This is a genomic window from Bradyrhizobium sp. CCBAU 11361 (assembly GCF_028128935.1).
In the GTDB taxonomy this organism is placed as follows: domain Bacteria; phylum Pseudomonadota; class Alphaproteobacteria; order Rhizobiales; family Xanthobacteraceae; genus Bradyrhizobium; species Bradyrhizobium niftali.
Map to the genome: position 1 here is coordinate 1 of NZ_LBJZ01000143.1, position 23,526 is coordinate 23,526.

Sequence of the window (23,526 nt, forward strand, 5' to 3'; positions counted from 1 at the left end):
TCGGCTATGTCCCCGAACACCCGTCGGTCATGTCCCCGGGCTGAACACTTGACCGGGCGATCCAGTACTCCGAGACGATTGTGATTGAGCCGAGAAGCTGCGGCGTACTGGATGCCCCGGTCAAGCCGGGGCATGACACCTTCTATGTGGCGCAGGCCGGCGCAACTCACACCCTCGCCGGCACCGCCGTCATCCAATGCCGTGCAATTGCCGCGCGCGGCGCGATCCATGCGGAGCCGCTTCCTGTGATATGCGCCAGGATCCGCTCCAGCGCGCCGATCCGGCCCGGCCGGCCGATCATGCGCAGATGCAGTCCGACTGACATCATCTTCGGCGCCGTCTCGCCCTCGCGCTTCAGCCATTCGAACGCATCGATGACGTAGTCGGCAAAGTCGGCGCCGTTGAAGCGCGAGGCGTTGTAGTACTGCATGTCGTTGGTGTCGAAGGCATAGGGCAGCACCAGATGCTGCTTGCCGGCAACGTCCCGGTAATAAGGCAGGTCGTCATTATAGGCGTCGCTGTCGTAGAGAAAGCCGCCGTGCTCGACCAGCAGGCGCCGCGTGTTCGGCGAGGTCGCCGAGCGCGTGTGCCAGCCGACCGGGCGCTGTCCGGTGACGCGCTCGATCGCCGCCACCGTGTTCACGATGACCTCGCGTTCGCTGGCTTCGTCCATGTCGGCATGGCTCTGCCAGCGCCAGCCATGCGCAGACACTTCGTGTCCTCGGGCAATCGCGTCGCGCGCCAACTCCGGCGAGCGCTCGACCGCGCGGCCACAGGAGCTCACCGTCACCTTGACGCCGTGCGCGTCGAACAGGTCCATGATGCGCCACCACGCGGCGCGCGTGCCGTATTCGAAATGGCTGTCGATGCAGCTATCAGGCCCGTCGAGCTTGTGGACCACCTCGTAGATTGCTTCGTTGCTGGCGTCGCCGTCGTTTACGGAGAATTCCGAGCCTTCCTCGAAATTCACCACCAGCGACACCGCGACGCGCGCGCCGTCCGGCCAGCGCGGATTTGGCGGCCTGCCGCGATAGCCGGCGAAGTCGCGATGAGAAGTGGTTTGCCTGGGTTCGCTCATGGATCAGTCCGAGGTTCCGGCCATGCGATGCAGGCCGACGACGCGGTCGCTGACGAACAGCAGGATCACCGTGCCCGTCAGGATGAGGGTGGAGAGCGCCGCGAGCGTCGGGTCGGGCGCCTCCTCGATATATTGCAGCATCCGGATCGGCAGCGTCTTGGTGCGGACGTCGGCGAGGAAGATCGACACCGGATAATTGTCGAACGAGGCCAGGAACGAGAAGATCCCCGCGATCAGGAACGAGGGCGCCAGCGCCGGCACCATCACGCGCAGCACGCTGCCGGGATAGGTGCAGCCGAGCGTCCGCGCCGCCTCGATCAGGGTGAAGTCGAACCGCGCAAGGCCTGCGATCATCGTGCGGGCGACGTAAGGCAGCGTGATCACGAGATGCGCGACCAGCAGCGTGGCCCCGGGCGCGGTGAAGCCGACGGCGCGAAAGCCCTGCAGCAGCGCGATGCCGAGCACGAGGCCCGGCATCATCAGCGGCGACACCAGCGCGGTCGCAAAGATGCCCGCGCCCGGCAGTTTTCCGCGCGCGATCGCGATCGCCGCGAGCGTGCCTGAGATCAGCGAGATCGCGGTCGACAGCAGCGCGATCTGGAGCGACAGCAGCAGCGACGGCCAGAAGCCGTCGAGCCGTCCGATCCGGCCGTACCAGCGCGTCGATGCGCCGGTGAGCGGCAGGTCGAACACCGGCGTCGGCGAGAAGCTCGCGGCCGCGATCACCAGCAGTGGCACGATCAGGAACAGCGCGAGGGCGATGGCCATCACCCAGCAAAATGCGATCGCGGTGCGCGTCATCATTTCGGCTCCCGCGACAGGCGCGCGCTCAGCGCGACGACGGCAATCGCGATTCCCAGCAGGACGACGCCGGCTGCGGCGCCGAAGCCGGGCTCACGCGCCAGCAGATAGGCCTTTGCGATCGTGGTCGCGAGCGTCGGGTATTTTTCTCCGATCAGCAGCGTCGGCACCACATAGGCGGAAACCGACAGCGAGAACACCAATGCAACGCCGGCGATGATGCCCGGCAGCGTCAGCGGCAGGATGACGTGAAAGAAGGTCACGATCGGTGAGGCGCCGAGCGTGGAGGCGGCTTCCGCATAGCGCGGATCGAGCTGGGCGACGATGGCGTAGATCGGCAGGATCATGAAGGGCAGGAAGATGTTCACTGCGCCGACGATCAGCGCGGTCTCGGTGAAGATCATCCGGATCGGATCTTCGATGATGCCGAGCGCCATCAGCGTCTCGTTGACGATGCCGTCGCTGCGAAGCAGGATCGTCCAGGCAAAGGCTTTGACAATGACGCTGGCCGCGAGCGGCAGGAACAGCGTCGCCAGCAGCACGGAGCGTAAAGGCCCGCGGGCCCGCGCCAGCGCGAAGGCGGCGGGATAGCTGATCAGGAAGGCGATGATGGTCGTCAGCAGCCCCAGCCTCAGCGAATTCCAGATCACCCCGAGATAATAGGGCGTGCCGAGCAGGCGCCTGTAGTTGGCGAAGGTCAGCCCGTTGGCGTCGATGACGCTGACGCCGAGCAGCAGCACCAGCGGCAGCGCGAACACGCCGGCGATGATGACGAAGGAGGGCAGCACGAATCCAACAGCGGTGAGCCGTTCGCGATCGACCGCTGGCGCCGCGACGGGCGCGGGAAGGGCGGCTTCGGTCATGCCTGCGCCTCCATCGGAAACGCAAAGGTCTCGGTCACAGGCCAGCTCAGGCGGATCTCGTCATGCACGCGCGGGATCGCGCCATCGCGCCCAGAGAGTTCGGCGAGCAGGCTTTCGCCGGCGCCGGCATCGACCTCGACCAATGTGCGCGAGCCCTGGAACACCACCGAGCGGACGCGGCCTGCCGCGGAATTGGCCTCGCTTTGCTCGCCCAGGCGAAGCTGTTCGGGACGCGCCGCGACAATCACGGGGGAGCCCGCCTGGAAATTGCCGAGCGCCGACAGGCGGCCGACCTTGGTCTCGACATCGACCTTGCCGTTGTCGGCCGCCAGCACGGTGCCGGAAATCCGCGTCGACAGCCCGACGAAGTTGAGCGCGAACAGGCTCGCGGGGCGCAAATATAGCTCGCGCGGCTCGGCGAGCTGCTCGATCCGCCCCTTGTTCATGACTGCGACGCGGTCGGACATGGTCAGCGCCTCGTCCTGGTCATGCGTCACGAAGATCGCGGTCGCCTTCACGTCCTGGAGCAGGCGGCGCAGCTCGACCTGCATCTCCTCGCGCAGCTTGCGATCGAGCGCCGAGAGCGCCTCGTCGAACAGCAGCACATCAGGCTCGACCGCGATGGCGCGCGCCAGCGCCACCCGTTGTTGTTGCCCGCCCGACAGCGCCGAGATGCGGCGGCCGGCGAGATGCCCGAGCTTGACCAGCGACAGCGCGCGTTCGACCGCCGCGTCGATCTCGCGCCTGGCCGTGCCGCGCACCTTCAGCCCGAATGCGACATTGCCGGCGACCGTGAGATGCGGAAACAGCGCGTAGCTCTGGAACACGACGCCGACATTGCGCTTGTGCGGCGGCACGTGGGTGATGTCGCGCCCGGCGAGCTCGACCTTGCCGGAGTCGGGCTGCGCCAGCCCGGCGATGGCGCGGAGCAGCGTGGTCTTGCCGCAGCCGGAGGGGCCGAGCAGCGTCACCAGCTCGCCGCGGCGGATGGTCAGGTCGATATGGTCGAGGACCGTCGTCGGCCCGTACCGCTTGGAGACGCTGCGGACGACGAGATGCGGCGCGGCTTCGCTCATGTCATCTCCTTGCTCCAGCGATCGACCCACGCGGCGCGGTTCTTGGCGACGAACGCCCAGTCCGGCGCGAACAGCGAGGCGGGATCGGGGAAGCCCGCCGGCGTCGGCGTGCCCTTGTTGGTCGGTGCGACGAAAGCCTTGTCGGCGAGGATGGTCTGCGCCTCCGGGCTCAGGAAGAAGTCGATCACGGCGTCGGCAAGATCGCCGCCAGGCGCGCCGGCCACCTTCGCGATGCCGGAGGGCATCGCAAAACCGCCGTCCTGCGGCACGGCGAGATCGACCGGCGAGCCCTCGGCCTTGCGGATCAGCGTGTAGGCGGAGAACTGGCCGCCGATCATCCAGGCCTCGCCCTGCTCCATCAGATTGATGGCCTGCGGCGCGTTGGTATAGACGTTCAGCAGGTTCGCCTTCAGCTCCTTCACCTTCTTGAAGGCCGCCTCGATCTCGTACTGTGCCTCCTTGTAGGGCTTGCCGGTTTCGAGATGCGCGGCCGCGAGCAGCGTCCAGAATCCTTCGGTGTTCGAGAGCGACGGCACGATCACACGGGAGGCATATTTCGCGTCCCACAGGTCCGACCACTTGCTCGGCGCCGTCTTCATCCGCTTGGTCGAATAGGCGATGCCGGCCCAGGGCCGCTGATAGTTCGCCCACATGCCGTCCTGGTGCACCGAGCCGTCCACGAGCTTGCCGAGGTTCGCGATGGAAGAGGCCGACATCTTCGTGATCAGCCCTTCGGCGGACGCCGGCAACATCACGGGATCGTCCATGATGACGACCGAGATCTTCGGCGCGGCCTTGTCGGCCTGCATCTTCTGGAGATTGGTCAGCGAGTTGGTGCCCTCGTAGAGCACCTTGCAGTCGAGCTTCTTCTCCAGCACCGGAAACAGATCGGCGTTGAAATATTTCGCGGCGCCCGCGGGGCCGCCGATGACGATTTCCTTGGGCGCGGCGCGCACGCGCCCCGGGGCCGCCAGAACCGCGGCGAGGGCCGCGCCGGACTTCAAAACGCTGCGTCGGGAGGGGGGGTACATGGGCATGTCCCGTTTGTTGTGCGTAAGGCTTGCATCGAGGCAGCAGCAAGCGCCATGCCAAATGTGCACATTTTTAAAAAGCGTAATAATTTCAATATCTTGAAAGAAGCTCGAGTTTGGAGCCTGCGCAGCTGCGCAGCAAATGTGCACATTTTTTGGAGGTGACGCTGCGCATCCTTTGGGCCTAGCTATCGCCATGGCGACGCAGCGCAGGCGAAATGGCAAGGCGAATCCGGCGGAGGACGAGGCGGTCTATCAGGCCATCCTGCACGCGCTGTTGGAGGGCAAGCTGAAGGCCGGCACAAAGCTCGCCGAGCCGCCGCTCGCCGACATCTTTGGCGTGTCGCGCGAGCGCATCCGGAAAGTGCTGCACCGGCTGGGGGCGGAGCGTCGGCTGGAGATGATCCCCAACCGCGGCGCCCGCGTGCCGCGCCCGACGCTCGACGACGTCCGTAGCGTCTACGAGGCGCACCGTGTGCTCGAGGCCGGCGTGCTGACGCAGCTCGTCCGCCATGTCGACGATGCCCTGATCGAAAAGCTGACCGCGCATCTCGCCGAGGAGCGCGCCGCCGCGACGCGCGGCGATCGTGCGGCGTCGGTGCGGCTGTCCGGCGCCTTCCACGTCCATCTGGTCGAGGCGCTCGGCAATGCCGAGCTGTCGCGCTTCCTCGCCGACCTGCTCAGCCGGTCCTCGGTGATGGTCTCGGTCTACGAGCCGGCGACGGATTCGATCTGCGCCGTCGACGAGCACGGCGCCATCGTCGAAGCCCTGCGCGCCCGCGACGTCGCGCGCGCGATTGCGGTCTCGCGCGAGCATTTCCTGCACGTGGAGAGCCGGTTGCATCTCGACGATGCGGTGCCGGCGAGCGAGGATTTCACCGCGGTGTTCGCCGCGGTGAAGCCGAAGCGGCGGAAGGCGCGGTAGTCTCCGCTGTCATTGCCCGCGAAGGCGGGCAATCCAGTATTCCAGAGGCGCCAGCGATTGAACCGAGAAGCCGCGGCGTACTGGATGCCCCGCCTTCGCGGGGCATGACGGTGGTGGTGACGAGAAAGTTCGTAGCCCGAACGGACCTACGTCAGCACCTTCACCCCGCCGAACGACGTCACCCGTCCCTCTTTCAGCATCACGATTTGCGTGGCGAGCTGGCGCAGTTCGGCGACGTCGTGGCTGACATAGACCATGGGGACGTTGGCTTCGTCCCGCAGCCGCACCAGATAGGGCAGGATCTCGAGCTTGCGGCCCTCGTCGAGCGCACCGAGCGGCTCGTCGAGTAATAGCAGGCGCGGCTTCGACAACAGCGCGCGCCCGAGCGCGACGCGCTGGCGCTCGCCGCCGGAGAGCTTTCCGGGGCGGCGACCCTGCAGCGCGCCGATGTCGAGCAGGTCGATGATGCGCTTGTGCTGCGCCGGATCTGACGGCAGGCCGTTCATCCGCCTTCCGTAGTCGAGATTCTGCGCGACGTTGAGATGCGGAAACAGCCGGGCGTCCTGGAACACATAGCCGATGCGGCGGCGCCAGGCCGGCACATGGACGCCGGCCGCGGTGTCGTCCACGGTCTCGCCGTCGATCACGATGGTGCCGCGGTCGGGCCGCAACAGCCCTGCGATCATGTTGACCAGCGAGCTCTTGCCGGCGCCCGATGCGCCGAACAGGCCGATGACGCGGCCTTCGCTGGTGAAGGATGCGGACAGCGAGAACTCGCCGAGCTGTTTTTCGATATCGACCCGCAGCATGGTCAATTCCCGTGCAGGCGCGCAGTGGCGCGGCGGGCGAACCATTCGGCGGCGATCAGCGCACCCAGCGCCAGGATGATCGAGACGATCACAAGCCGGCCCGCGGCGGCGTCGCCATCCGGCGTCTGGATCAGCGAATAGATCGCGGAGGAAATCGTCTGCGTCTCGCCGGGAATGTTGGAGACGAAGGTGATGGTGGCGCCGAACTCGCCGATCGCCTTCGCAAAGCCGAGCACCATGCCGGCGAGCACGCCGGGCAGCGCCAGCGGCAGCGTTACCGTGAAGAACACTTTCCACGGCGCCGCGCCAAGCGTCTCAGCGGCCTGCTCGAGCTTGCGGTCGATCGCCTCGATCGACAGCCGCATCGGGCGCACCAGCAATGGGAACGACATCAGGCCACAGGCGAGCGCAGCACCAGTCCAGCGGAACGCGAAGACGATGCCGAGAGTGTCAGCCAGGAATCCGCCGACGAGCCCCTTGCGGCCGAAGGTGAGCAGCAGGAGATAGCCGGTGACGACAGGCGGCAGCACCAGCGGCAGGTGCACCACCGCGTCGAGAAACGACTTGCCCCAGAAGTCATGACGGGCAAGCAGCCATGCCAGCGCAATGCCGAACGGCGTCGCCACCAGCGTTGCGACGACGGCGACCCTGAGCGAGAGCAGGATCGCGGTCCATTCGGCGGGTGAGATCTCGAACATCAAGTCGCAGATATCACGTCGTGGGGCTGACCAGGAACTTGAAGCCGTATTTTTCCAGAATCGTCTTGGCCGCAGTCGAGCGCAGGAAGGCGAGATAGTCGCTGGTCTCGCCTTTCGCGGTCGTGGTCGCCGCGACCGGATAGATGATCGCGGGATGCGAATCCGCCGGGAAGGTGCCGACGATCTTCACGCCCGGCTCGACCTTGGCGTCGGTGGAGTAGACGATGCCGAGATTGGCCTCGCCGCGCGCGACCAGCGTCAGCGCAGCGCGTACGCTCTCGGCCATGGCGAATTTCGGCTCGGCCGCCTGCCACGCGCCGAGCTTGTCCAGCGCCGCTTTCGCATACTTTCCGACGGGCACCGACTTGACGTCGCCGGTCGCGATCCTGCCGTCGCCCGCGAGCTTTGCGAGGTCGAAACCCTGAGCGATGGCGACGTTGTCGATCTTGGAATCCTTCGGCGCGATCAGCACGATGCTGTTGCCGAGCAGGTTCACGCGGGTCGGCTCGTTGATGGTCTTCCTGGAGATCGCGTAGTCCATCCAGTCGGTGTCGGCGGAGACGAACACGTCGGCCGGTGCGCCTTGCTCGATCTGCTTGGCGAGCACCGAGCTTGCGGCATAGCTGACGCTGAACTTGACGCCGGTCTTCGCGGTGTAGGCCGCGTCGATCTCGTCGAGCGCGTTCTTCATCGAGGCGGCGGCGAACACGGTGATGGTCTTGTCCTCGGCGGCGGCGGGCGCGAAGGCCGCGAGCAGAACGACGAAGGCAGAAAAAAGTACGGAAAGGCGGGACATCGGGAGCGCTCCATGCGCGCATGCGCGCGCCAATCGCGCACGCAAGACGGCGTTGGTTGAGTCAGGGGTGCGATCGGCGGACGCGCTGTTCCGGTGAGCCCGATGGACTTACGGTCCCTCAGGATATCGCTGGGCGCGACCATAACAGGCTGGGGGAACAGGTCAAAGGCGACCTTTGAGGTCAAAGGCGATCTTTGGTCCGACCCTTGCCTACTCGCTGGGGAGGATCGCGATCGAGAGCGAGTTCTGCCTGGCGCCGCTGATTTGGAGCACCAAGGGCTGTGCGGACAACTCGTATTTCACGGTCTTGCGGATGCCGTCGCAATCGGTCGCGCCGCTGAAGGCCACGGGCTTGAGGACATGCCCGTCCTGCACCACGTCAATCCAGGCGCCGGCCGACAGGCTGATCGTGTAGAGCCCGGCTTTCGCGGTCTTGAAGCTCGCAAAGCCGGCGAAGCTGCCGTCCTTCGGCGCGCGCTCCGGCAGCGTGGGCAGCCTGGCATCCGCCGGCGCGACGAGGCCCAGCGTGACGGCTGTCGAGGGAAGGGCCGGCTGTTCGCTCCCCGAAGCGAGCTTTGCACGGTCCGGCGCCGTCAGCGCGGCGCGCTCGCGCTCGATCGGCCATTTGAACTTGTCGCAGCCGCTGGGCTCGTCGGCAGCCAGAGCGGAGGTCGCGCCGAGCATGAGCGCGGCGACGCAGGTGAGGATGCGCATGTCAAATCTCATCGTTGGCCACGCGAAAGAGGCGAGGCTTGCGGACAGGCTTGTTGAAGGGCGGGATGCGCATCCCGACGAGGCCGCGCGGCTTACGGCAGAGCGACAAGGCGATTCTAGCGTATTTGGCTGGTGCGAACCAACCACCTGATTCGTCATCCCGGACAAGCGTAGCGAAGCGGAGCGCAGATCCGGGATCCATAGCCACAGGGAGGAATTTGGCGAAGACTCGGAGTTACCACTTCGCCTAACCACAGCTCCCTGTGGTTATGGGTCCCGGGCTCGCTTCGCGCCCCGGGACGACAGCGGTGGGTGAGGCGGCCAGCTTGCCCTGCCGCGTACCTTACGGCTTCGCATCCGCTGCGTGCAGCACCGCCTTGCACGCCGCCGGCATCTGGGCCAGCGTCATCGGCGGTTTTGGTTTTGGCGGCTCCGGCGGCGGCTTGGGGTGCAGCACTGCATCGGAGAACCAGTAGGCGAGATCGGCGTCCTTGCAGCCTTCGTCCTCGGATTGCGACGGCTGGCCTTCGCATTCGCCGGCGCCTGGCGGGCAGCGCATGCGGATGTGAAAGTGATAGTCATGGCCCCACCACGGCCGGATCTTCGACAGCCAGGAGCGGTCGCCCTTGGCGTCGCGGCACAGCGCCTTCTTGATCGCGGCATTGACGAAGATGCGCTGCACCGCCGGCTCCTGCGCGGCGTCGCGCAGCACCAGCACATGGGACGGCGTGAACACCTTCGGGTCGATGTCGAGCCGGTCCTGCCGCACCATCATCACCGCGGACATCTCCTCGCGCTCCTCGCGCGAGAGCCGATGGTCCGGCATCGGCGTCAGCCAGATGTCGGCATCGAGGCCGATCTGATGGCTGGCATGGCCTGACAGCGCCGGCCCGCCGCGCGGCTGGGCGATGTCGCCGACCAGGATGCCCGGCCAGCCGGCGTCCTTGTGCGCCCTGGCCGCGAGCCGCTTGATCAGCGCGATCATCGCGGGGTGGCCGAAATTGCGATTGCGCGACAGCCGCATCACCTGCCAATCGTCGCCGTTCAGCGGCATCCGTTCGGCGCCGCCGATGCAGCCCTTGGTGTAGGAGCCGACGACATGCGTCGGCCCTTTCGAGGGCAGCAGCTTTCGCGCGAACAGCTCCTTGGCGCCGATACTGGGATCATTGGGGTTAGCGAGCGGCGGCAGCGGCTTTGGGTTGACGCTGCCCTTGTCCTGGGCCAGCGCGCCGCCGGCGGACAGGAGTGTCATGAAAAGCAGGAGAGGGGTGAGGCGGCGGGGACTCATGCTGATCACCTTATAGCCCAACGCCGTGTCAGGGTTAAGAATTAGGCTCGTCCGCCGCGGCGGCCCGGCCTCGCATGGCGATCTCCCGCGCATGCGGCGGTCTTGTTCGCGCGGGGTCCAGTGTTAGGGGCGCGCAATCGAACGATCCGCATCGAAAATCCCACATCGGCCGGCCGTTTTTAACGGCGCGATAACCCTATGCTGCATTGACCAAAATTCATGCGTGGCGTGAGAAATACGCGCGGCTCGCATGCAATCGCACGCGATTTCGGAAATGATTCAAGTGAGCGCGCAATTTTGCGCCAGCGCACCGTCCCATCGCGACGGCGAAAACAGGTTTGCTGCGCCCGCCGCGGTTTTCGCGCCTCGCAAACAGGCACAGCAGGGCCGGCGATCCGCGGCAAGGTCGGCGAAGATTACTTTTTTTTCAGACACTTGCCTCAAAACTTGCGGCCACAGGGCGCAACTGGGACATGTGAAGTTGAGTTTGGGGTCTCGAAAGCCAGGAAAGCGAAAGCGCAACGTGCGTGCGGCCGGCCGGTCGCCGCGCAAGCCGCGTTTTGCGCGCGCCTCGCTTCGGCCCGCCGAACACGACGAACTCGTGCAGAGCCGCGCGGAGGCCGAAGCGGCCATCATCGAGGCGCGCAAATCGCATGAGCGGCTGCGCCAAGCCGTCGACCTGCTGCCGCAGGGCATCGTGATTCTCGATCCCGAAGGCCGCTACGTTCTCTGGAACAAGCAATATTCCGAGATCTACAGCAAGACCGCCGATCTGTTCGCTGAAGGCGCGCGCCTCGAAGACACGCTACGCGTCGGCGTTGCCCGCGGCGACTATCCGGAAGCCGCAGGCCACGAGGAAGAATGGATCGCCCAGCGGCTGAAGAAGCTCTATCAGCCGGGCGCGCGTCACGAGCAGACGCTGTCGGACGGCCGTGTCATCCTGATCGAGGAGCGCCGCACCGACGACGGCGGCGTCGTCGGCCTGCGCGTCGACATCACCGAGCTGAAGCAGCGCGAGGCCTCGTTCCGCCTGCTGTTCGACGGCAATCCCGTTCCCATGATCGTCTGCGCGCTGGACGACGAGCGCATCCTCGGCGTCAACGACGCCGCGGTCGCCCATTACGGCTATAGCCGCACCGAGTTCGAGAAGCTGAAGATCCGGTCCTTGCAGGCCTTCGACAGCGAGCCGCCCTGGACCACCGATCGTTCCAGCGACGAGCAGGCCGCGCGCACCTGGAAGCACGTCAAGGCCGACGGCGCGCTGATCGACCTTGCAATCTACTCCCGCGAATTGACCTATGCCGAGCGGCCCGCGGTGCTGCTCGCGCTGATGGACATCACCGAGCGCAAGCGCGCCGAGGCGCGGCTGGCCTTCATGGCCCAGCATGACGGGCTGACCGGCCTGCCGAACCGCAACCTGTTGCGCCAGCAGGTCGACGAGATGCTGCTGCACACGCGCCGCAGCGCCGAGAAGGTCGCGGTGCTGATGCTGGGGCTGGACAATTTCAAGGCGGTCAACGAGACGCTCGGACATGCGATCGGCGACAAGCTGTTGCGCGGCGTCGCCAAGCGGCTGCGCTCCACCCTGCGCGAAGAGGACGCGCTGGCGCGGCTCAATTCGGACGAGTTCGCGATCGTGCAGAGCGGGCTGACCCGTCCCGAGGACGCGGTGATGCTGGCCAAGCGCCTGCTGGACGCCATCGCCGATCCCTATCTGCTCGACGGCCATTCCGTGGTGATCGGCGCTTCCATCGGCATCGCGATGGCGCCGGCCGACGGCGATGATTCCGAAAAGCTGCTCAAGAGCGCCGACATGGCGCTGTCGCGCGCCAAGCTGGATGCGCGCGGCACCTTCGCCTTCTTCGAGGCGGCGCTCCATGCGAAGGCGCAGAGCCGCCGCAAGACCGAGGTCGAGCTGCGCGACGCGATCCAGAACGACGTGCTGCGGCCTTACTACCAGCCGCTGGTCGACCTCTCGAGCGGCCGCATCACCGGCTTCGAGGCGCTGGTGCGCTGGCCGCATGCCGAGCGCGGCATGGTCTCGCCGGCGGAGTTCATTCCGGTCGCCGAGGAAACCGGCCTGATCAATCCGCTCGGCGGCTTGATGCTGCGCCGCGCCTGCTTCGACGCCGCGACCTGGCCCGACGACGTCCGCGTCGCCGTCAATCTGTCGCCGCTCCAGTTCCGCAGCGGCAATCTGCTCTCGATGGTGACGGACGCGCTGAAGCATTCCGGACTGCCGCCGCGGCGGCTCGAGCTCGAGATCACCGAGACGCTGCTGCTGGAGAAGAGCGCCCAGGTGCTGGCGACGCTGCATGCGCTGCGCGCGCTCGGGGTGCGCATCTCGATGGACGATTTCGGCACCGGCTATTCCAGCCTCAGCTACTTGCGCAGCTTCCCCTTCGACAAGATCAAGATCGACCAGTCCTTCGTGCGCGATCTCGGCGCCAACCGCGAAGCGCAGGCGATCATCCGCTCCATCGTCAGCCTCGGCAAGGGCCTTGGCGTCACCATCACCGCCGAAGGCGTCGAGACCGAGGCCGAGCTGAGCTGCCTCAGGGCCGAAGGCTGCGACGAAGGCCAGGGTTTCCTGTTCAGCAAGGCCCGCCCGAATATCGAGATCATCAGCCTGCTCGCCGCGCAGCGCGGCATCGATGCCGCCGACGAGGAAGACGCCGCGATGGTGGCGTGACTGCTGCCGCGGTGCAATCGAACCTCACGCGCGCTGCCGGCGTCTCATGATGAGATCCAATGATCGGATGGGGCTCCCCCATGACCTCTGATGCGCCTCCACTGCCGCTGCCTGGACCGCGCTATGCCCGCTTCTCGCGGCGTTTCAAGGCCGTTCTGCTCGACTGGATGCTGGCAATGGCCCTGCTGTTCGGCGCCCTTGCGATCGCGAGCAATGTCGCGAGCGATGGACTGAGCCGGATCCTCGGCGTCGCAGTCGTCGTCATCCTGTTGCTCTACGAGCCTGTGATGGTCTGGTGCGCCGGCGGAACGCTCGGGCATATCTGGACGAATTTGCGCGTCGTTGACGATCGTGGCGGCAATTTGAGTTTTGCCAAGGCGCTCGCACGTTTCGTCGTGAAGGGCGTGCTGGGCTGGTATTCGTTCGTGGTCATGGCTGCCACGCGCCGCAACCAGGCGGTTCACGACCTGCTCACGCATTCGACCGTCCAGATCCGCGACCCCGCCAAGGCGAAGCCCGGCCAGTTCATCACGGAGCGGCGTGAGGATGACCCAACGATTCCCTCGCGGCCGCGGCGTATGCTCGTGACGGTGGTCTATCTTGCGCTCAGCGTCTTGCTCTATTTCGGCGTGCTCGCAGCCCTGGTCCGGGGTGGCGTTCTGTCCCGCGCGTGCCTCAACCAGGACATTTGCTCGGGAAGCGACCGCATCGTCGATTTCGTCGCCGCTGCGGCGTTCCTCCTGATGATTGCCTTGGTGATCGGAATGGGCTGGCGAGGCCGCCTGCTCGGCGCACGCAAGGCGTAGACGAATTCAGCGGCCGGCGTCGACGCCGCCGGACAAAATCGCCTTCCCGACATCCTCGTAATGCGTGTCGCGCGCCTGGATCTGCTGCGCGATCGCATGCATATCGCGAAACCGCCGCTCGAACGGATTGCTGCGGAATACGGCCGTGGCGCCGGCCATGTGGTAGGCGGCGTCCACCACCTTGGCCGACTGGTGAATGGTCCAGGTCGCGGCGAGGCGAACCGCGCTGCGATGCGCCGCGCTGAATTCGCCAGTCGTAGAGAGGTCGCGCCACATCGCGCTCGCGGTCTCGTAGAGATAGGCGCACGCGGCGCGAAGGTCGCCCTCGGTGCGGCCGATCAGGCCCTGGACCGCCTGGTTGTCGCGCATGGCGCTCGCCGCCAGCGACTGGTGCTTTGCCCGCGCCAGCGCAATCGCTGCATCCAGCGTGGCGCGCGCCACGCCGAGCGACACTGCGGCAAAACCCAAGCTAAAGGTCGAGCCGGTGCCGATCCTGTAGAGCGGACCCCGCTCGCGCAGCGCGGACGGCACGTCACGAAACGCGGTGAAGCGCTCGGGGATGAAGAGGTCGCTCACCTCATATGAATCCGTGCCGGTGCCGCCGAGCCCGATCGCCCGCCACACGTCGTGCAGCACGGCGCTCTCTGCCGGAAACAGGATGGTGCGCACCTCCGGCGAGCCGTCGGCATTTTTTCGCGGCGCCCCGTCAACACCGACGATGCGGACATGCGCCCCCAGCCAGTTCGCCTGCCGCGAGCTCGAAGCAAAATCCCAGCGCGCGGTGACGCGATAGCCGCCCTCGACCGCGCGCGCCTCGTGCGCGATCGCACCCCAGGCGAGGATGCCCGGCTGCGTGTTGAAGATCTCGTGCGCGGTGTCGTGATCGAGCGAAGCGGCGATCATCGCGCAGACACCGCACTGGCCGAGACACCAGGCGGTGGAGGCATCCGCCTTCGCGATCTCCTCCAGCATCTGCATGAAGGCTTCGATCGGAACCTCGGCGCCGCCAAGGCTCTGCGGCAGCAGCGCGCGATAGAGCCCGTTCTCGATCAGCGCGGCGACGACATCAGGCGTCAGCCGCCGCGTCCGTTCGATCTCGTCGGCCTCGCCCGCGATCAGCGGCGCCAAAGCGCGGGCACGTTCGACCAGACCAACGCCGGGAGTTGCGTTCATGCGCGTTTCCTCGCCCATTCTGTTGTGAGCGGTCAGGAGACGATGGTGATCTATTTGGCGGGGAGGATCAAGATCACATCCCCGCGCTTCATGCAGGCTACTGACTATTCAGCGAGCCATCGCTCCATGATGATCGTGCGCTCGTCACCATGATAGCTGTCGCGCACGGCATTGAACCCGAGCCTTGCGTAGAAGGCTTCAGCGGTGATCGACGATGGGACGGTCAGCGCGGAAATGTCCCGATCGCGCGCGGTCCGCTCGATCTCGGCCATCAGCAGCTTGCCGATCCCGCGGGCCTGAACGCCGGGAGCCACGAAGACCGTACGAACGACGCTTCCATCGAGGGCCGCCGTTCCATCGACGCGGCCGCCGAGGATGGCGACGAAAACGGTGCGATTCGCGATCAGCTCCCGCACCGCGTCCGGACTGAAGCTGCGCTCGACCCGTTCGATGATCTCGTCCGTATAGTCCTTCGCATTGGTCTCGCGCAGCGCCCGCAAGATGACGCCGCTGATGTCATCGGCGTCATCGTCGCGCGCAAGCCGGATCAGTCCATGGATCGCTCCACCGCAGCCTTGACGCCGACATCTGCGCCACAGCCTGGGCAATCGGCTTGTCGCGCAAGCGCACTTAATGCTACCGTTGGTAGCATATTCACGGGACGCCGTCCAAGGGGGACCTCATGACGAAGCCACGCCGTCGCGATGCTCGCCTCGTCGCGGCTGTCACCCGCGCCGCGCCGAACGGTCTGAAGGTCGCGGACGCTTCCGTGAGCGACATCGTCGATGCGCTGGCGAACGGGCAGGTCACCGCTACGGCGCTGACCAATGCCTATCTCGCGCGCATCGAGGCTTACGATCGCAACGGGCCCATGCTCAATTCCGTCCGTGCGCTCAATCCCGACGCGCTCGCCATCGCAGGCAAGCGCGACGGCACCAGGCCGTCGGCCAGGCGGCCGCTGGCCGGCGTCCCCATTCTGCTGAAGGACAACATCGCCACCGGCGACAAGCTGCCGACCACGGCGGGCTCGCTGGCGCTGGAGGGCGCGCGCGCCAAGGGCGATGCCACCATCGTCAAGCTGCTGCGCGACGCCGGCGCGGTGATCCTCGGCAAGGCGAACCTGACGGAGTTTGCCAACATCCTCGCGATCGACATGCCCTCGGGTTATTCGTCGCTCGGTGGCCAGGTGAAGAATCCCTACGTGCCGACGCTGCTGGACGATCGCGGCATCCCGGTCGTAGACCCCGGCGGCTCGAGCTCGGGTTCGGCGGTCGCTGTGGCCGCAGGTCTGTGCACGGCCTCGGTCGGCACCGAGACCTCCGGCTCGTTGCTGTACCCTGCCAGCCGGAATGGCATCGTCACGGTCAAGCCGACCGTCGGTTTGATCAGCCGTGCCGGCATCGTGCCGATCGCGCACAGCCAGGACACCGCGGGGCCGATGACGCGCACCGTGCGTGACGCGGCGATGCTGCTGAACGTGCTGGCCGCCAGGGATCCGCTCGACCCCGTGACCGAGCGGCAGCGGAGGCCGACCGATTACACGGCCGACCTCACACGCGATGCGATGAAGGGTGCGCGCATCGGTGTACCGAGCGACCCCGGCGATCCGCTGAACGATTCCTATTACGGCAAGTTGTCACCCGACGGGGCCAAGCTGATGGCTGAAGCGATCAAGGTGCTGGAGGATCTGGGCGCCGTCATCGTGCGGGCCAGCATGCCGGCGGCTGGCTGGATGAGCGGACCGGGCACGACCATGGCCGTGCTCAATCGCAATCCGCTGAGCGGCAACAAGGGTAATCCGGTCGCGCAGCGGATCGTTTTCCTCTACGAGCTGAAGCACGATCTCAACCTCTACCTGAAGGATTGGGCGACCCGCACCGACATCAAGACCATCGCGGACATCATTGCCTTCAACGAGGGTCATGCCGACAAGGCGCTGCGCTTCGGCCAGGATCTGTTCCTCGCCGCCGACAACACCCGGGGCGACTTGAGCGAGCGCGAGTACAAATCGGCGCGCGCCATGGACCTCCTCACTGCCAGGACGCGCGGCATGGACGCCTACATGAACCAGCATAAGCTGGACGCCGTCCTGTTCCCCGGCGCGACCGGCGCGGCGATTGCCGCCAGGGCCGGCTATCCCAGCGTCATGGTGCCCGGCGGCTTCGTCTCGGGCGCCGACGACAAGGACACGCCCGACTATCCGCTCGGCGTCGCCTTCGCGGGCCGCGCCTGGAGCGAGCACAAGCTGCTGCGCCTGGCCTATGCCTACGAGCAGGCGTCCCGCATGCGCAAGCCGCCGCCGGGCCTGGCTTCGCTCTAGATTTCAAAATTCGCCTTGCCGGGCGGTGCTCACACGCCTCGCGGGTCGGGCCGGACGGCCAGCGCCCGACGCTCAGCCGTCCGGCAGCCACCACCCGAATATCGCCACGACGAGGCACGCCAAAAGGCAGATGGCTTGATGGCCCATTTCCATCCAGTACTGGACCGGCGCGGTGTCCCTCTGGAAAACCTGCCTCGACCAGTCCAGCAGCCAGGCCACGAGATCAGGACTGAAGGCCCTGATCTTCCGCTCGGCATAGCCGTCCCGCAGCATGCGGCCGCAATCGACGCACAGATAGATAGCGACGACGCGCGCGACGATCTCGCATAGAAAGAACCGCATGCACGTACCCGTTCATCGCGTATGGATTCGACGACCGGCCGCATGGCTCGTCAATCGGCGGGGACCGTCGCTGTATTGGCACTACCCGGTTTGGTGCGGTTGGATTTGGTCCTGGTTCAATGGCGGGGCGGGTCATGTGTGCGCACGCCGACGATCCGAGTGGCGCAGAACACAGCCGCCATTTGCCGGTTGCTACGAGCTTCTCCGGCGCAAGCGGCCAAAGCAGAAGCGGGGCGCCGCATTTCGGCCGGCGTCGGCCATGGGCCACATGCTGACACCGTCTACGCGCAATGATAGCATGCCTCTCGTCACCGGCCTGCGAGGTTGTTCTCGTAAACGCACGCACAGGAACGTGTGAGGAGGCAAGTCCAATGAATTGGGGAGCGCTCTGCAGGCCGCGCGGTTGCCGCGGGTTTTTGTTGCCCGCCATTCTCGTCTCCGCGTTCTGGTCGCCCTTGGCATGCGCGCAGGACGCCCGAAGCTCTCCCGGCGAGCCGGGGCCGGTCTTTTCGGATAGCGGCCCCGATGCCGAGATCTACGGCGTGGCCGAGGGCTATCCGGTCGGCACGCGGGGGACCACCACCCAGCTTGACAAGCTCGTCGGGGTCTACAGCCATTTCGGCGAGATCTACCCCTCGCGTCCGATCGCTCGCGCGACGGCGCCCTGGCAATTCAAACGCGCGCCAGAGCCATCGATCGCCTACAGTTTCGGCACGGAACGGCTGAGCATCGCGGATTACCTCAAGCGCAACCCGGTGACAGGACTCCTGATCGCCAGGGACGACACCATCCTGTACGAGCACTATCAATATTCGCGGACCGACCGCGACCGCTTTCTTTCGCAGTCCATGGCCAAGACGCTGGTCGGCATGCTGGTCGGGATCGCGGTCTCGGAAGGACGGATCAAGTCGATCGACGACCTCGTCTCGACCTACGTCTCTGGCCTTGCAGGAACGGAATATGGAAACACATCCATCCGGGCCTTGCTGAATATGTCTTCGGGCGTCGAATTTTCGGAAAACTATGATGGGAACGATGACATAGCCCGGCTTGGGCGAGCCCTGTTCGTTGGAGAGACAAAAGATCCCGCCGCAATCGTCGCGCAATTCAATACCCGAACCGCACCGCCGGGGACCAAATGGCACTATGCAAGCGTGGAAACAGAGATACTGGGCCTGGTTCTGCGCTCCGCGACGGGCACCCCGGTTGCCGACTATCTCCACGACCGGATCTGGAATGCCATCGGCGCCGAAGCGGATGCCTCATGGGCGATAGACGGTAGCGGGCAAGAGATTGCTTTTTGCTGCTTCAACGCAACCTTGCGCGACTATGCGCGCCTGGCCCGGCTGCTCGCACACGACGGTGCCTGGGAAGGTCGTCAGTTGATCCCGCGGCAGTGGCTGTTGGATGCCACGACCGTCAGACCAGGCGATGGTCATCTCGCTCCGCAAGTGGCCACACCGTATTTCGGTTACGGCTATCAGGTGTGGCTTCTCCCTGGCGAGCAGCGCAGATTTGCCCTGCTCGGCATACGCGGTCAGGTCATCCTGGTCGATCCCGCCTCGAAACTCGTCATGGTGCACACTGCCGTTCGCAAAAAGCCGTCCGAGCCGGGAGGCCTCAGGGAACCGCTTGCGTTGTGGACCGCCGTGCTTCAACAGCTCGGAAAATGACGATCTGACAGGGCTTTGAACCTCATCACGGCGCACCTGGTTGCCCGCTATCGCATTTTTGAGACATTGACGGCTCGACCGTGTCGGCATGGACCGGTCTCGATCGTCCTTGGGTGGACGCATCTCGGAAGTGCCGTGGATGGACCCCGCACACGTCGGTGATGCCGTCACCTTGAGCCGTGAAAATAGAAACAGGAGCAATGTTCATGAGGATCAGCGTCGAGACCACCGTAGCAGCCCCCATCGATCGGGTCTGGCGCGCTTATACGACGCCTGCCGACATCGTGAAGTGGAACGCCGCGTCCGACGACTGGCATACGACCAAGGCTACGGTCGACCTGCGCGAAGGCGGCCTCTTCTCGTCTCGCATGGAGGCCAAGGACGGCAGCATGGGCTTTGACTTCGCCGGCACCTACACGAAGATTGTTAAACATCAGCGGATCGAATACGCGTTCGGTGATCGAAAGGCCGAAGTCGAGTTCGCGCCCGGCCCGGATGGCATTGTCGTCCGCGTCGTCTTCGACAGCGAGCCGACACACTCGGTCGAGCAGCAGCAGGGCGGCTGGCAGGCGATCCTCGACAGCTTTGCACGATACGTGGAAGCGAAGCAGAAGACGTCGTGAGGCCGTGCGGGGGCAGGAGATGGAGGTCCCTGACGGGCGTCGTCGGCTTTCCGCGCGGAGCACCTGACGGAAACTGAACAGTCCGGGAATCGCCGGCTTCGGGTCAGTCGCCTCGGTTGACCCCTCGGCCGGCGACTTCCGGTTTGCGGACCCCGGACATACCGCTGCGTTGCGCGCACCGGTGCGATGGGCCAGGAAGAGAAGTGCGCGCTAACCGCTCGTCGCAGCGCGATAGAAGGCTTCCACCTTGCCCAGGTCTTTTGAGTGAGTGCCCTCTCGATCCGTTCTTGTTTTCGAATCAACGCCGGCAGGTCGCACCGACCGAATAGCTTCTTTGACATTGTCTGGTCCGAGGCCACCAGCAAGTATGACCGGGGTGCGAACACAGTCCACTATCGTTCGACTGATGCTCCAGTCGTGCGTCACGCCCTGCGCGCCGATTTGCACATCACCTGTGCGATGACTGTCGAGCAGGATCCAATCGACAACCCCATCATATGCTTGCGCCACACCTACTGCCTCAGGTCCCGTGACGGGTACGCTGCGCATGAATTTGGTCTTCGGCAGGGACTTTCGCAGGGCCACGACAAGATCAGGCGTAAGCAATTCGCTTGATGCGCCAAGATGAACAATGGGCGGATCAAGCTCTCTCGCCATCCGTTCGATAAGAGCGACATCCGCCGAAAGGAACAGCGCGGAAAGTACGGACGGCGCCCGCATCATCTTCATGACCGCTAACGCCTTCTGAACCGGAAGCTCCCGGGGAAAGGCTCCATCGCCGACGAGCACGCCGACATGATCCACGCCGATCGCCGATATCGCCTCGGCTTCCGCAGGTGTCGCGACTTCGTAAATTTGCGTCAGCATTGTCTTACACGTTGCCACCACTCAGTTGAGTAGACAGGATGAGCTGGTCTTGGGTCAACGGCCGTTTTGGGTCAATCGCGTCGGTCGGGCGCTCGGACATGTTCGCGTATCGCTGCTGAGACGGGCGGCGGGCGTGGTGTCAGCGAGTGCCGGCGGGATCCCTGCAAGCAACGACGTCGCGGGGAGATTTTTGACCTGCTACCTCCGGCGGAGAGAATACTGCCAGGTACCCTCCGTCCCCTGCGAGCTTATATGTGGCGACCTCGCGATAGCCGACGGCGGTCAATTCGCAGCGCAGGAGCTCAATTGGCGTGCCGTGCTTCGACGTCGGAAGCTCAAGGTCGACAATTCCGACCCGTGCACCCTGCTTCAAGGCGGGCGCGAGATTGTAGAGGAAGGCATAGGGTTGAGCTATCTCGTGATACATGTGCACAAGGATTGCGGCATCCAGCGAGGAAGCGGGCAGACGCGGGTCGTGTGGTTCGCCGAGCGCGAATTGCACGTTCGTCAACTTCAGAAGTTCTGTTCGCCTGGCGAGCTCTATGAGATAATCCCGCGTGACGTCCTGGGCAACGACAGAGCCGCCGGGTGCGACGAGGTACGAGAGTCTGACCGTGTGGTAGCCACTGCCTGCACCAATGTCGCCGACTGTCATGCCAGGTTTCAGTTCAAGAACGCGTGCGATCTGGCCCGCCTCATCGAGAGCGTCGCGGTGCTCTTCCGCGGAGCGGCGTGAGCTGACAATCCGTGCGACGGGGCGCTGCGGTGAGGGGAACTCGTTTGCAGCAACTCCGGGGGGAGCCAGATAACCTATGTCAGCGGCATATGCGCGAGTTGCAGCAAGCGCCACAAGTAGCGTTGCCGCATAAACCAGTGCCGTCGCGCGCCTACCAAGCTTTCTCAGCCGGTCCAGGCGCAGTCGCCCAGGTTTTGTGAGCTCTCGATGTGCGCCCACCGTCAAGTCAACGAGGTTTAGTGTAGCGGGCAACTCCATCCGTGCGCCTCGCGCTTACGCCCACCTGTCGGACCTGAGAGCAAATCCTATCAACCCAATGGATCCGCATTGGGTCAAGCCATTAATGTCCGTTGCCGGTCAAAATGCGCCGTTCCGGCGGCACGCCGTCCGCTTCCGGTCTACCCTATCAGCCGACAAATTGGCGTTTCGTCTGCACTTCGTGTTTGGGCCATTAGCGGACATTGATTGGCCTTCCGCGTTCTCCGGAAAGCGTAGTAGGCTACGCCTACTGCCGTCCGTGCCCAATTGTTGCGGAGGGACTGGCCCTGAAACTTCGCCGCGGAAATTTTCTGCATATCGCCGCGGGGGCCGGCCAGATCGTGTTCCCGCCGCCGAAGGAGGCTCTCAATTCCGCGCGCAAAATTTCGCGTTGACGGACCGAACTAGGACAGGAAAAGCAGACATGGCCGCTTTTCAAGAGGTTTTCCGCCGCTCCGGCATCGATGAGCGCCGCAGCCCGCCGGGCATGGTGGTGCCGTTCGGCGGCTCCAACATCGTGGCGCTGATTGATCCCGGAAGAAAGCTCAAAGTCGATCCTAACCCCCATGCCCTCGGGATCAAGGAGATCGATGGCGCAGATACCCTTAGACGCGTAATGCAAGCCAGAGACATCTTCTCCGAACCCAGTATCGATCCGCAGCTCAGGGCGGCGTCACTTCCCGCCACCTTCAATGGCGATGCACGGTTTTTCGAAATCAATGGCCGGATTAAGCCGATTGGCTTTCCCGGCCTGGAGGTGGTGGCCCGGTCGGCCGGCCGGAAGATCGAAGCCAGGCTCCATGTCGTCGTGCTGCGAGAAATCAAGATCAAGGTGGCGTTCCGCAATGTCATGGTTCCGGGGAGTGGCGGCGCTCCGGCGTTTCACGCCAAGAAGCCCTGCAGCGAGCAAGATGAATTGCTGACGATGAACAATATATGGAGGCCGCAGGCCAACATCCGCTTCGAGCGGGTGCCAAGCGACTGGCTGGTCGTCGACGACTCGCAGGCTGCCCTCAAACAGGAGCTCGCCAATGCGACTGGCATGAAGGATGCGAGCCTGGCGACTTTTCCCGATGTGATCGACGTCGAAAAACTGAAGGGCTTCTTCGTCAAGCACAAAGTTCAGGGCGCCCATCTAACCATTTTCTGCGTCAATAAGGTTTGGTCCAATGGCGGCCTCGCCAATGGCTCGTTTGCTCGATCGCTGGACCTTGCCTTCATCAGCTCGCAACGCGGGCCTAACACGTCTGCCCATGAAGCTGGACATTTTCTCGGCTACTACTCGAAGAGCGCGAGCAAACCTTGGGACAGCCAAGGCCACACGCTGGAGACCGATCCGAAAACCGGAAAAGAAAACAGGGCGGAAGACATCAAGATGCTGATGCGCGGGGGAGGCGCCGGGTGGAAAATTCCGTTTAATCTCGTCAAGGAGTTCCGCGACTTCCCCGGCTAGCATCCGAAGATCAGACAGAAGCTGGAAATCACTCCAGACGTTGAATGTCGCCTTTGGGCCAAAACCGGTAAGTCCCGAAATCGACCTTCGGCTAAGGGCCATGAGGCGACATGGCAGGTTAGGCATGTTATTGAAGGCGACCGACAACCGAAGCAGCTTCCCGGCTATGGATGAAACCGATCCTGAATATTGGCCCACCCATTTGCGGGAAATCTTCGCTGCGATTGGGGCGGCCATGGTTGATACGCGATTGACGCCAGATACCCTCAAGTCAGTTCGACTTCCGAACGATGAATTTACGATCTGCCATGTCTCCGCCGAGGAAGCTGGATGGAAGCGCGGCCACTACCGAATATCGATGGCCGGGGGCCAGTGGACGTTCAGACCAGGGATATTGGAGAAACTTTCGCGCGAGGCTGTCAAAAGATATTCCACTCCTCGGCGTCCTCCGGATTCGGACACGACGATGCCCCGCAAGCGATGCCGTGTCTAACCAAGTCCGCT

At 64.8% G+C, this 23,526-nt stretch carries 22 protein-coding genes; 7 read left to right on the forward strand and 15 right to left on the reverse strand.

Translation table 11 applies throughout. The features are described from left to right. Positions 1-166 precede the first annotated feature (166 nt). Genes XI08_RS12155 through XI08_RS12175 form a run of 5 tightly spaced genes read right to left on the reverse strand, consistent with a single transcriptional unit; the run spans position 167 to position 4,849 of the window. Complete coding sequence (locus tag XI08_RS12155) at positions 167-1,078, reverse strand: polysaccharide deacetylase family protein (RefSeq protein WP_271574557.1); 912 nt, start codon at positions 1,076-1,078, stop codon at positions 167-169. 3 nt (positions 1,079-1,081) lie between these two features. Continuing rightward, positions 1,082-1,882, reverse strand: a complete 801-nt coding sequence (locus XI08_RS12160) for an ABC transporter permease (RefSeq protein WP_271574558.1) — start codon at positions 1,880-1,882, stop codon at positions 1,082-1,084. Then, positions 1,879-2,742, reverse strand: a complete 864-nt coding sequence (locus tag XI08_RS12165; RefSeq protein ID WP_271574559.1) for an ABC transporter permease — start codon at positions 2,740-2,742, stop codon at positions 1,879-1,881. Before XI08_RS12165 ends, XI08_RS12160 begins: the two co-directional genes overlap by 4 nt. Continuing rightward, the gene (locus XI08_RS12170; RefSeq protein WP_271574560.1) at positions 2,739-3,818 is read right to left on the reverse strand and encodes an ABC transporter ATP-binding protein; all 1,080 of its coding nucleotides are present in this window, start codon (positions 3,816-3,818) and stop codon (positions 2,739-2,741) included. Before XI08_RS12170 ends, XI08_RS12165 begins: the two co-directional genes overlap by 4 nt. Further along, positions 3,815-4,849, reverse strand: a complete 1,035-nt coding sequence (locus XI08_RS12175) for an extracellular solute-binding protein (protein ID WP_271574561.1) — start codon at positions 4,847-4,849, stop codon at positions 3,815-3,817. The genes XI08_RS12170 and XI08_RS12175 overlap by 4 nt, the downstream gene beginning before the upstream one ends. 196 nt (positions 4,850-5,045) lie before the next feature. On the opposite strand from XI08_RS12175, the gene XI08_RS12180 reads away from it, so the two are divergent. Next, positions 5,046-5,774, forward strand: coding sequence for a GntR family transcriptional regulator (locus tag XI08_RS12180; RefSeq protein WP_271574562.1), 729 nt, complete (start codon positions 5,046-5,048; stop codon positions 5,772-5,774). A 146-nt stretch (positions 5,775-5,920) separates the two neighbouring features. Here the strand turns inward: XI08_RS12180 and modC are convergent, their stop codons facing one another. The 5 genes from modC to mepA form a co-directional block, all read right to left on the reverse strand. Continuing rightward, positions 5,921-6,583: a molybdenum ABC transporter ATP-binding protein gene (gene modC, locus XI08_RS12185; RefSeq protein WP_271574563.1), complete on the reverse strand. Its 663-nt coding sequence runs from the start codon at positions 6,581-6,583 to the stop codon at positions 5,921-5,923. A 2-nt stretch (positions 6,584-6,585) separates the two neighbouring features. After that, complete coding sequence (gene modB, locus XI08_RS12190) at positions 6,586-7,281, reverse strand: molybdate ABC transporter permease subunit (protein ID WP_027548030.1); 696 nt, start codon at positions 7,279-7,281, stop codon at positions 6,586-6,588. Between the two features lie 13 nt (positions 7,282-7,294). Further along, positions 7,295-8,077 (reverse strand): molybdate ABC transporter substrate-binding protein, encoded by a 783-nt coding sequence (gene modA / locus XI08_RS12195; protein WP_271574564.1) that lies wholly within the window; start codon positions 8,075-8,077, stop codon positions 7,295-7,297. 210 nt (positions 8,078-8,287) lie between these two features. After that, positions 8,288-8,791: a hypothetical protein gene (locus tag XI08_RS12200; RefSeq protein WP_271574565.1), complete on the reverse strand. Its 504-nt coding sequence runs from the start codon at positions 8,789-8,791 to the stop codon at positions 8,288-8,290. Positions 8,792-9,134: 343 nt separating this feature from the next. Further along, positions 9,135-10,079 (reverse strand): penicillin-insensitive murein endopeptidase, encoded by a 945-nt coding sequence (gene mepA, locus XI08_RS12205; protein ID WP_271574566.1) that lies wholly within the window; start codon positions 10,077-10,079, stop codon positions 9,135-9,137. A 523-nt stretch (positions 10,080-10,602) separates the two neighbouring features. Between mepA and XI08_RS12210 the strand changes: the two genes are divergently transcribed. Then, positions 10,603-12,771 carry an EAL domain-containing protein gene (locus XI08_RS12210; protein WP_271574567.1) on the forward strand — a complete coding sequence of 723 codons (2,169 nt, stop codon included), beginning with the start codon at positions 10,603-10,605 and terminating at the stop codon, positions 12,769-12,771. 80 nt (positions 12,772-12,851) lie between these two features. After that, positions 12,852-13,577 carry an RDD family protein gene (locus XI08_RS12215; RefSeq protein WP_271574568.1) on the forward strand — a complete coding sequence of 242 codons (726 nt, stop codon included), beginning with the start codon at positions 12,852-12,854 and terminating at the stop codon, positions 13,575-13,577. A gap of 6 nt (positions 13,578-13,583) precedes the next feature. Here the strand turns inward: XI08_RS12215 and XI08_RS12220 are convergent, their stop codons facing one another. Together XI08_RS12220 and XI08_RS12225 are read right to left on the reverse strand one after the other, a co-directional pair. Continuing rightward, a complete protein-coding gene (locus tag XI08_RS12220; RefSeq protein ID WP_271574569.1) occupies positions 13,584-14,750 on the reverse strand; it encodes an acyl-CoA dehydrogenase family protein in 1,167 nt (388 codons plus the stop codon). A 104-nt stretch (positions 14,751-14,854) separates the two neighbouring features. Continuing rightward, on the reverse strand, positions 14,855-15,358 hold the full coding sequence (locus XI08_RS12225; protein ID WP_333927185.1) for a GNAT family N-acetyltransferase: 504 nt from the start codon (positions 15,356-15,358) through the stop codon (positions 14,855-14,857). A 74-nt stretch (positions 15,359-15,432) separates the two neighbouring features. Here XI08_RS12225 and XI08_RS12230 point away from each other — a divergent pair, with 74 nt between their 5' ends. Further along, the gene (locus XI08_RS12230) at positions 15,433-17,070 is read left to right on the forward strand and encodes an amidase family protein (RefSeq protein WP_271574570.1); all 1,638 of its coding nucleotides are present in this window, start codon (positions 15,433-15,435) and stop codon (positions 17,068-17,070) included. Between the two features lie 72 nt (positions 17,071-17,142). Here the strand turns inward: XI08_RS12230 and XI08_RS12235 are convergent, their stop codons facing one another. Beyond that, the gene (locus tag XI08_RS12235; RefSeq protein WP_271574571.1) at positions 17,143-17,412 is read right to left on the reverse strand and encodes a hypothetical protein; all 270 of its coding nucleotides are present in this window, start codon (positions 17,410-17,412) and stop codon (positions 17,143-17,145) included. A 371-nt stretch (positions 17,413-17,783) separates the two neighbouring features. Between XI08_RS12235 and XI08_RS12240 the strand changes: the two genes are divergently transcribed. Together XI08_RS12240 and XI08_RS12245 are read left to right on the forward strand one after the other, a co-directional pair. After that, entirely contained in the window at positions 17,784-19,085 is a 1,302-nt protein-coding gene (locus tag XI08_RS12240) for a serine hydrolase domain-containing protein (RefSeq protein ID WP_271574572.1), read from the forward strand. 206 nt (positions 19,086-19,291) lie between these two features. Next, positions 19,292-19,708 (forward strand): SRPBCC family protein, encoded by a 417-nt coding sequence (locus tag XI08_RS12245; RefSeq protein ID WP_271574573.1) that lies wholly within the window; start codon positions 19,292-19,294, stop codon positions 19,706-19,708. Between the two features lie 210 nt (positions 19,709-19,918). Here XI08_RS12245 and XI08_RS12250 read toward each other — a convergent pair whose 3' ends face one another. Both XI08_RS12250 and XI08_RS12255 read right to left on the reverse strand, forming a co-directional pair. Then, entirely contained in the window at positions 19,919-20,575 is a 657-nt protein-coding gene (locus XI08_RS12250) for a phosphoribosylanthranilate isomerase (protein WP_271574574.1), read from the reverse strand. 139 nt (positions 20,576-20,714) lie between these two features. After that, positions 20,715-21,425, reverse strand: a complete 711-nt coding sequence (locus tag XI08_RS12255; protein WP_442869810.1) for a class I SAM-dependent methyltransferase — start codon at positions 21,423-21,425, stop codon at positions 20,715-20,717. Positions 21,426-21,993: 568 nt separating this feature from the next. Between XI08_RS12255 and XI08_RS12260 the strand changes: the two genes are divergently transcribed. After that, a complete protein-coding gene (locus XI08_RS12260; protein WP_271574576.1) occupies positions 21,994-23,022 on the forward strand; it encodes a hypothetical protein in 1,029 nt (342 codons plus the stop codon). Positions 23,023-23,526 lie beyond the last annotated feature (504 nt).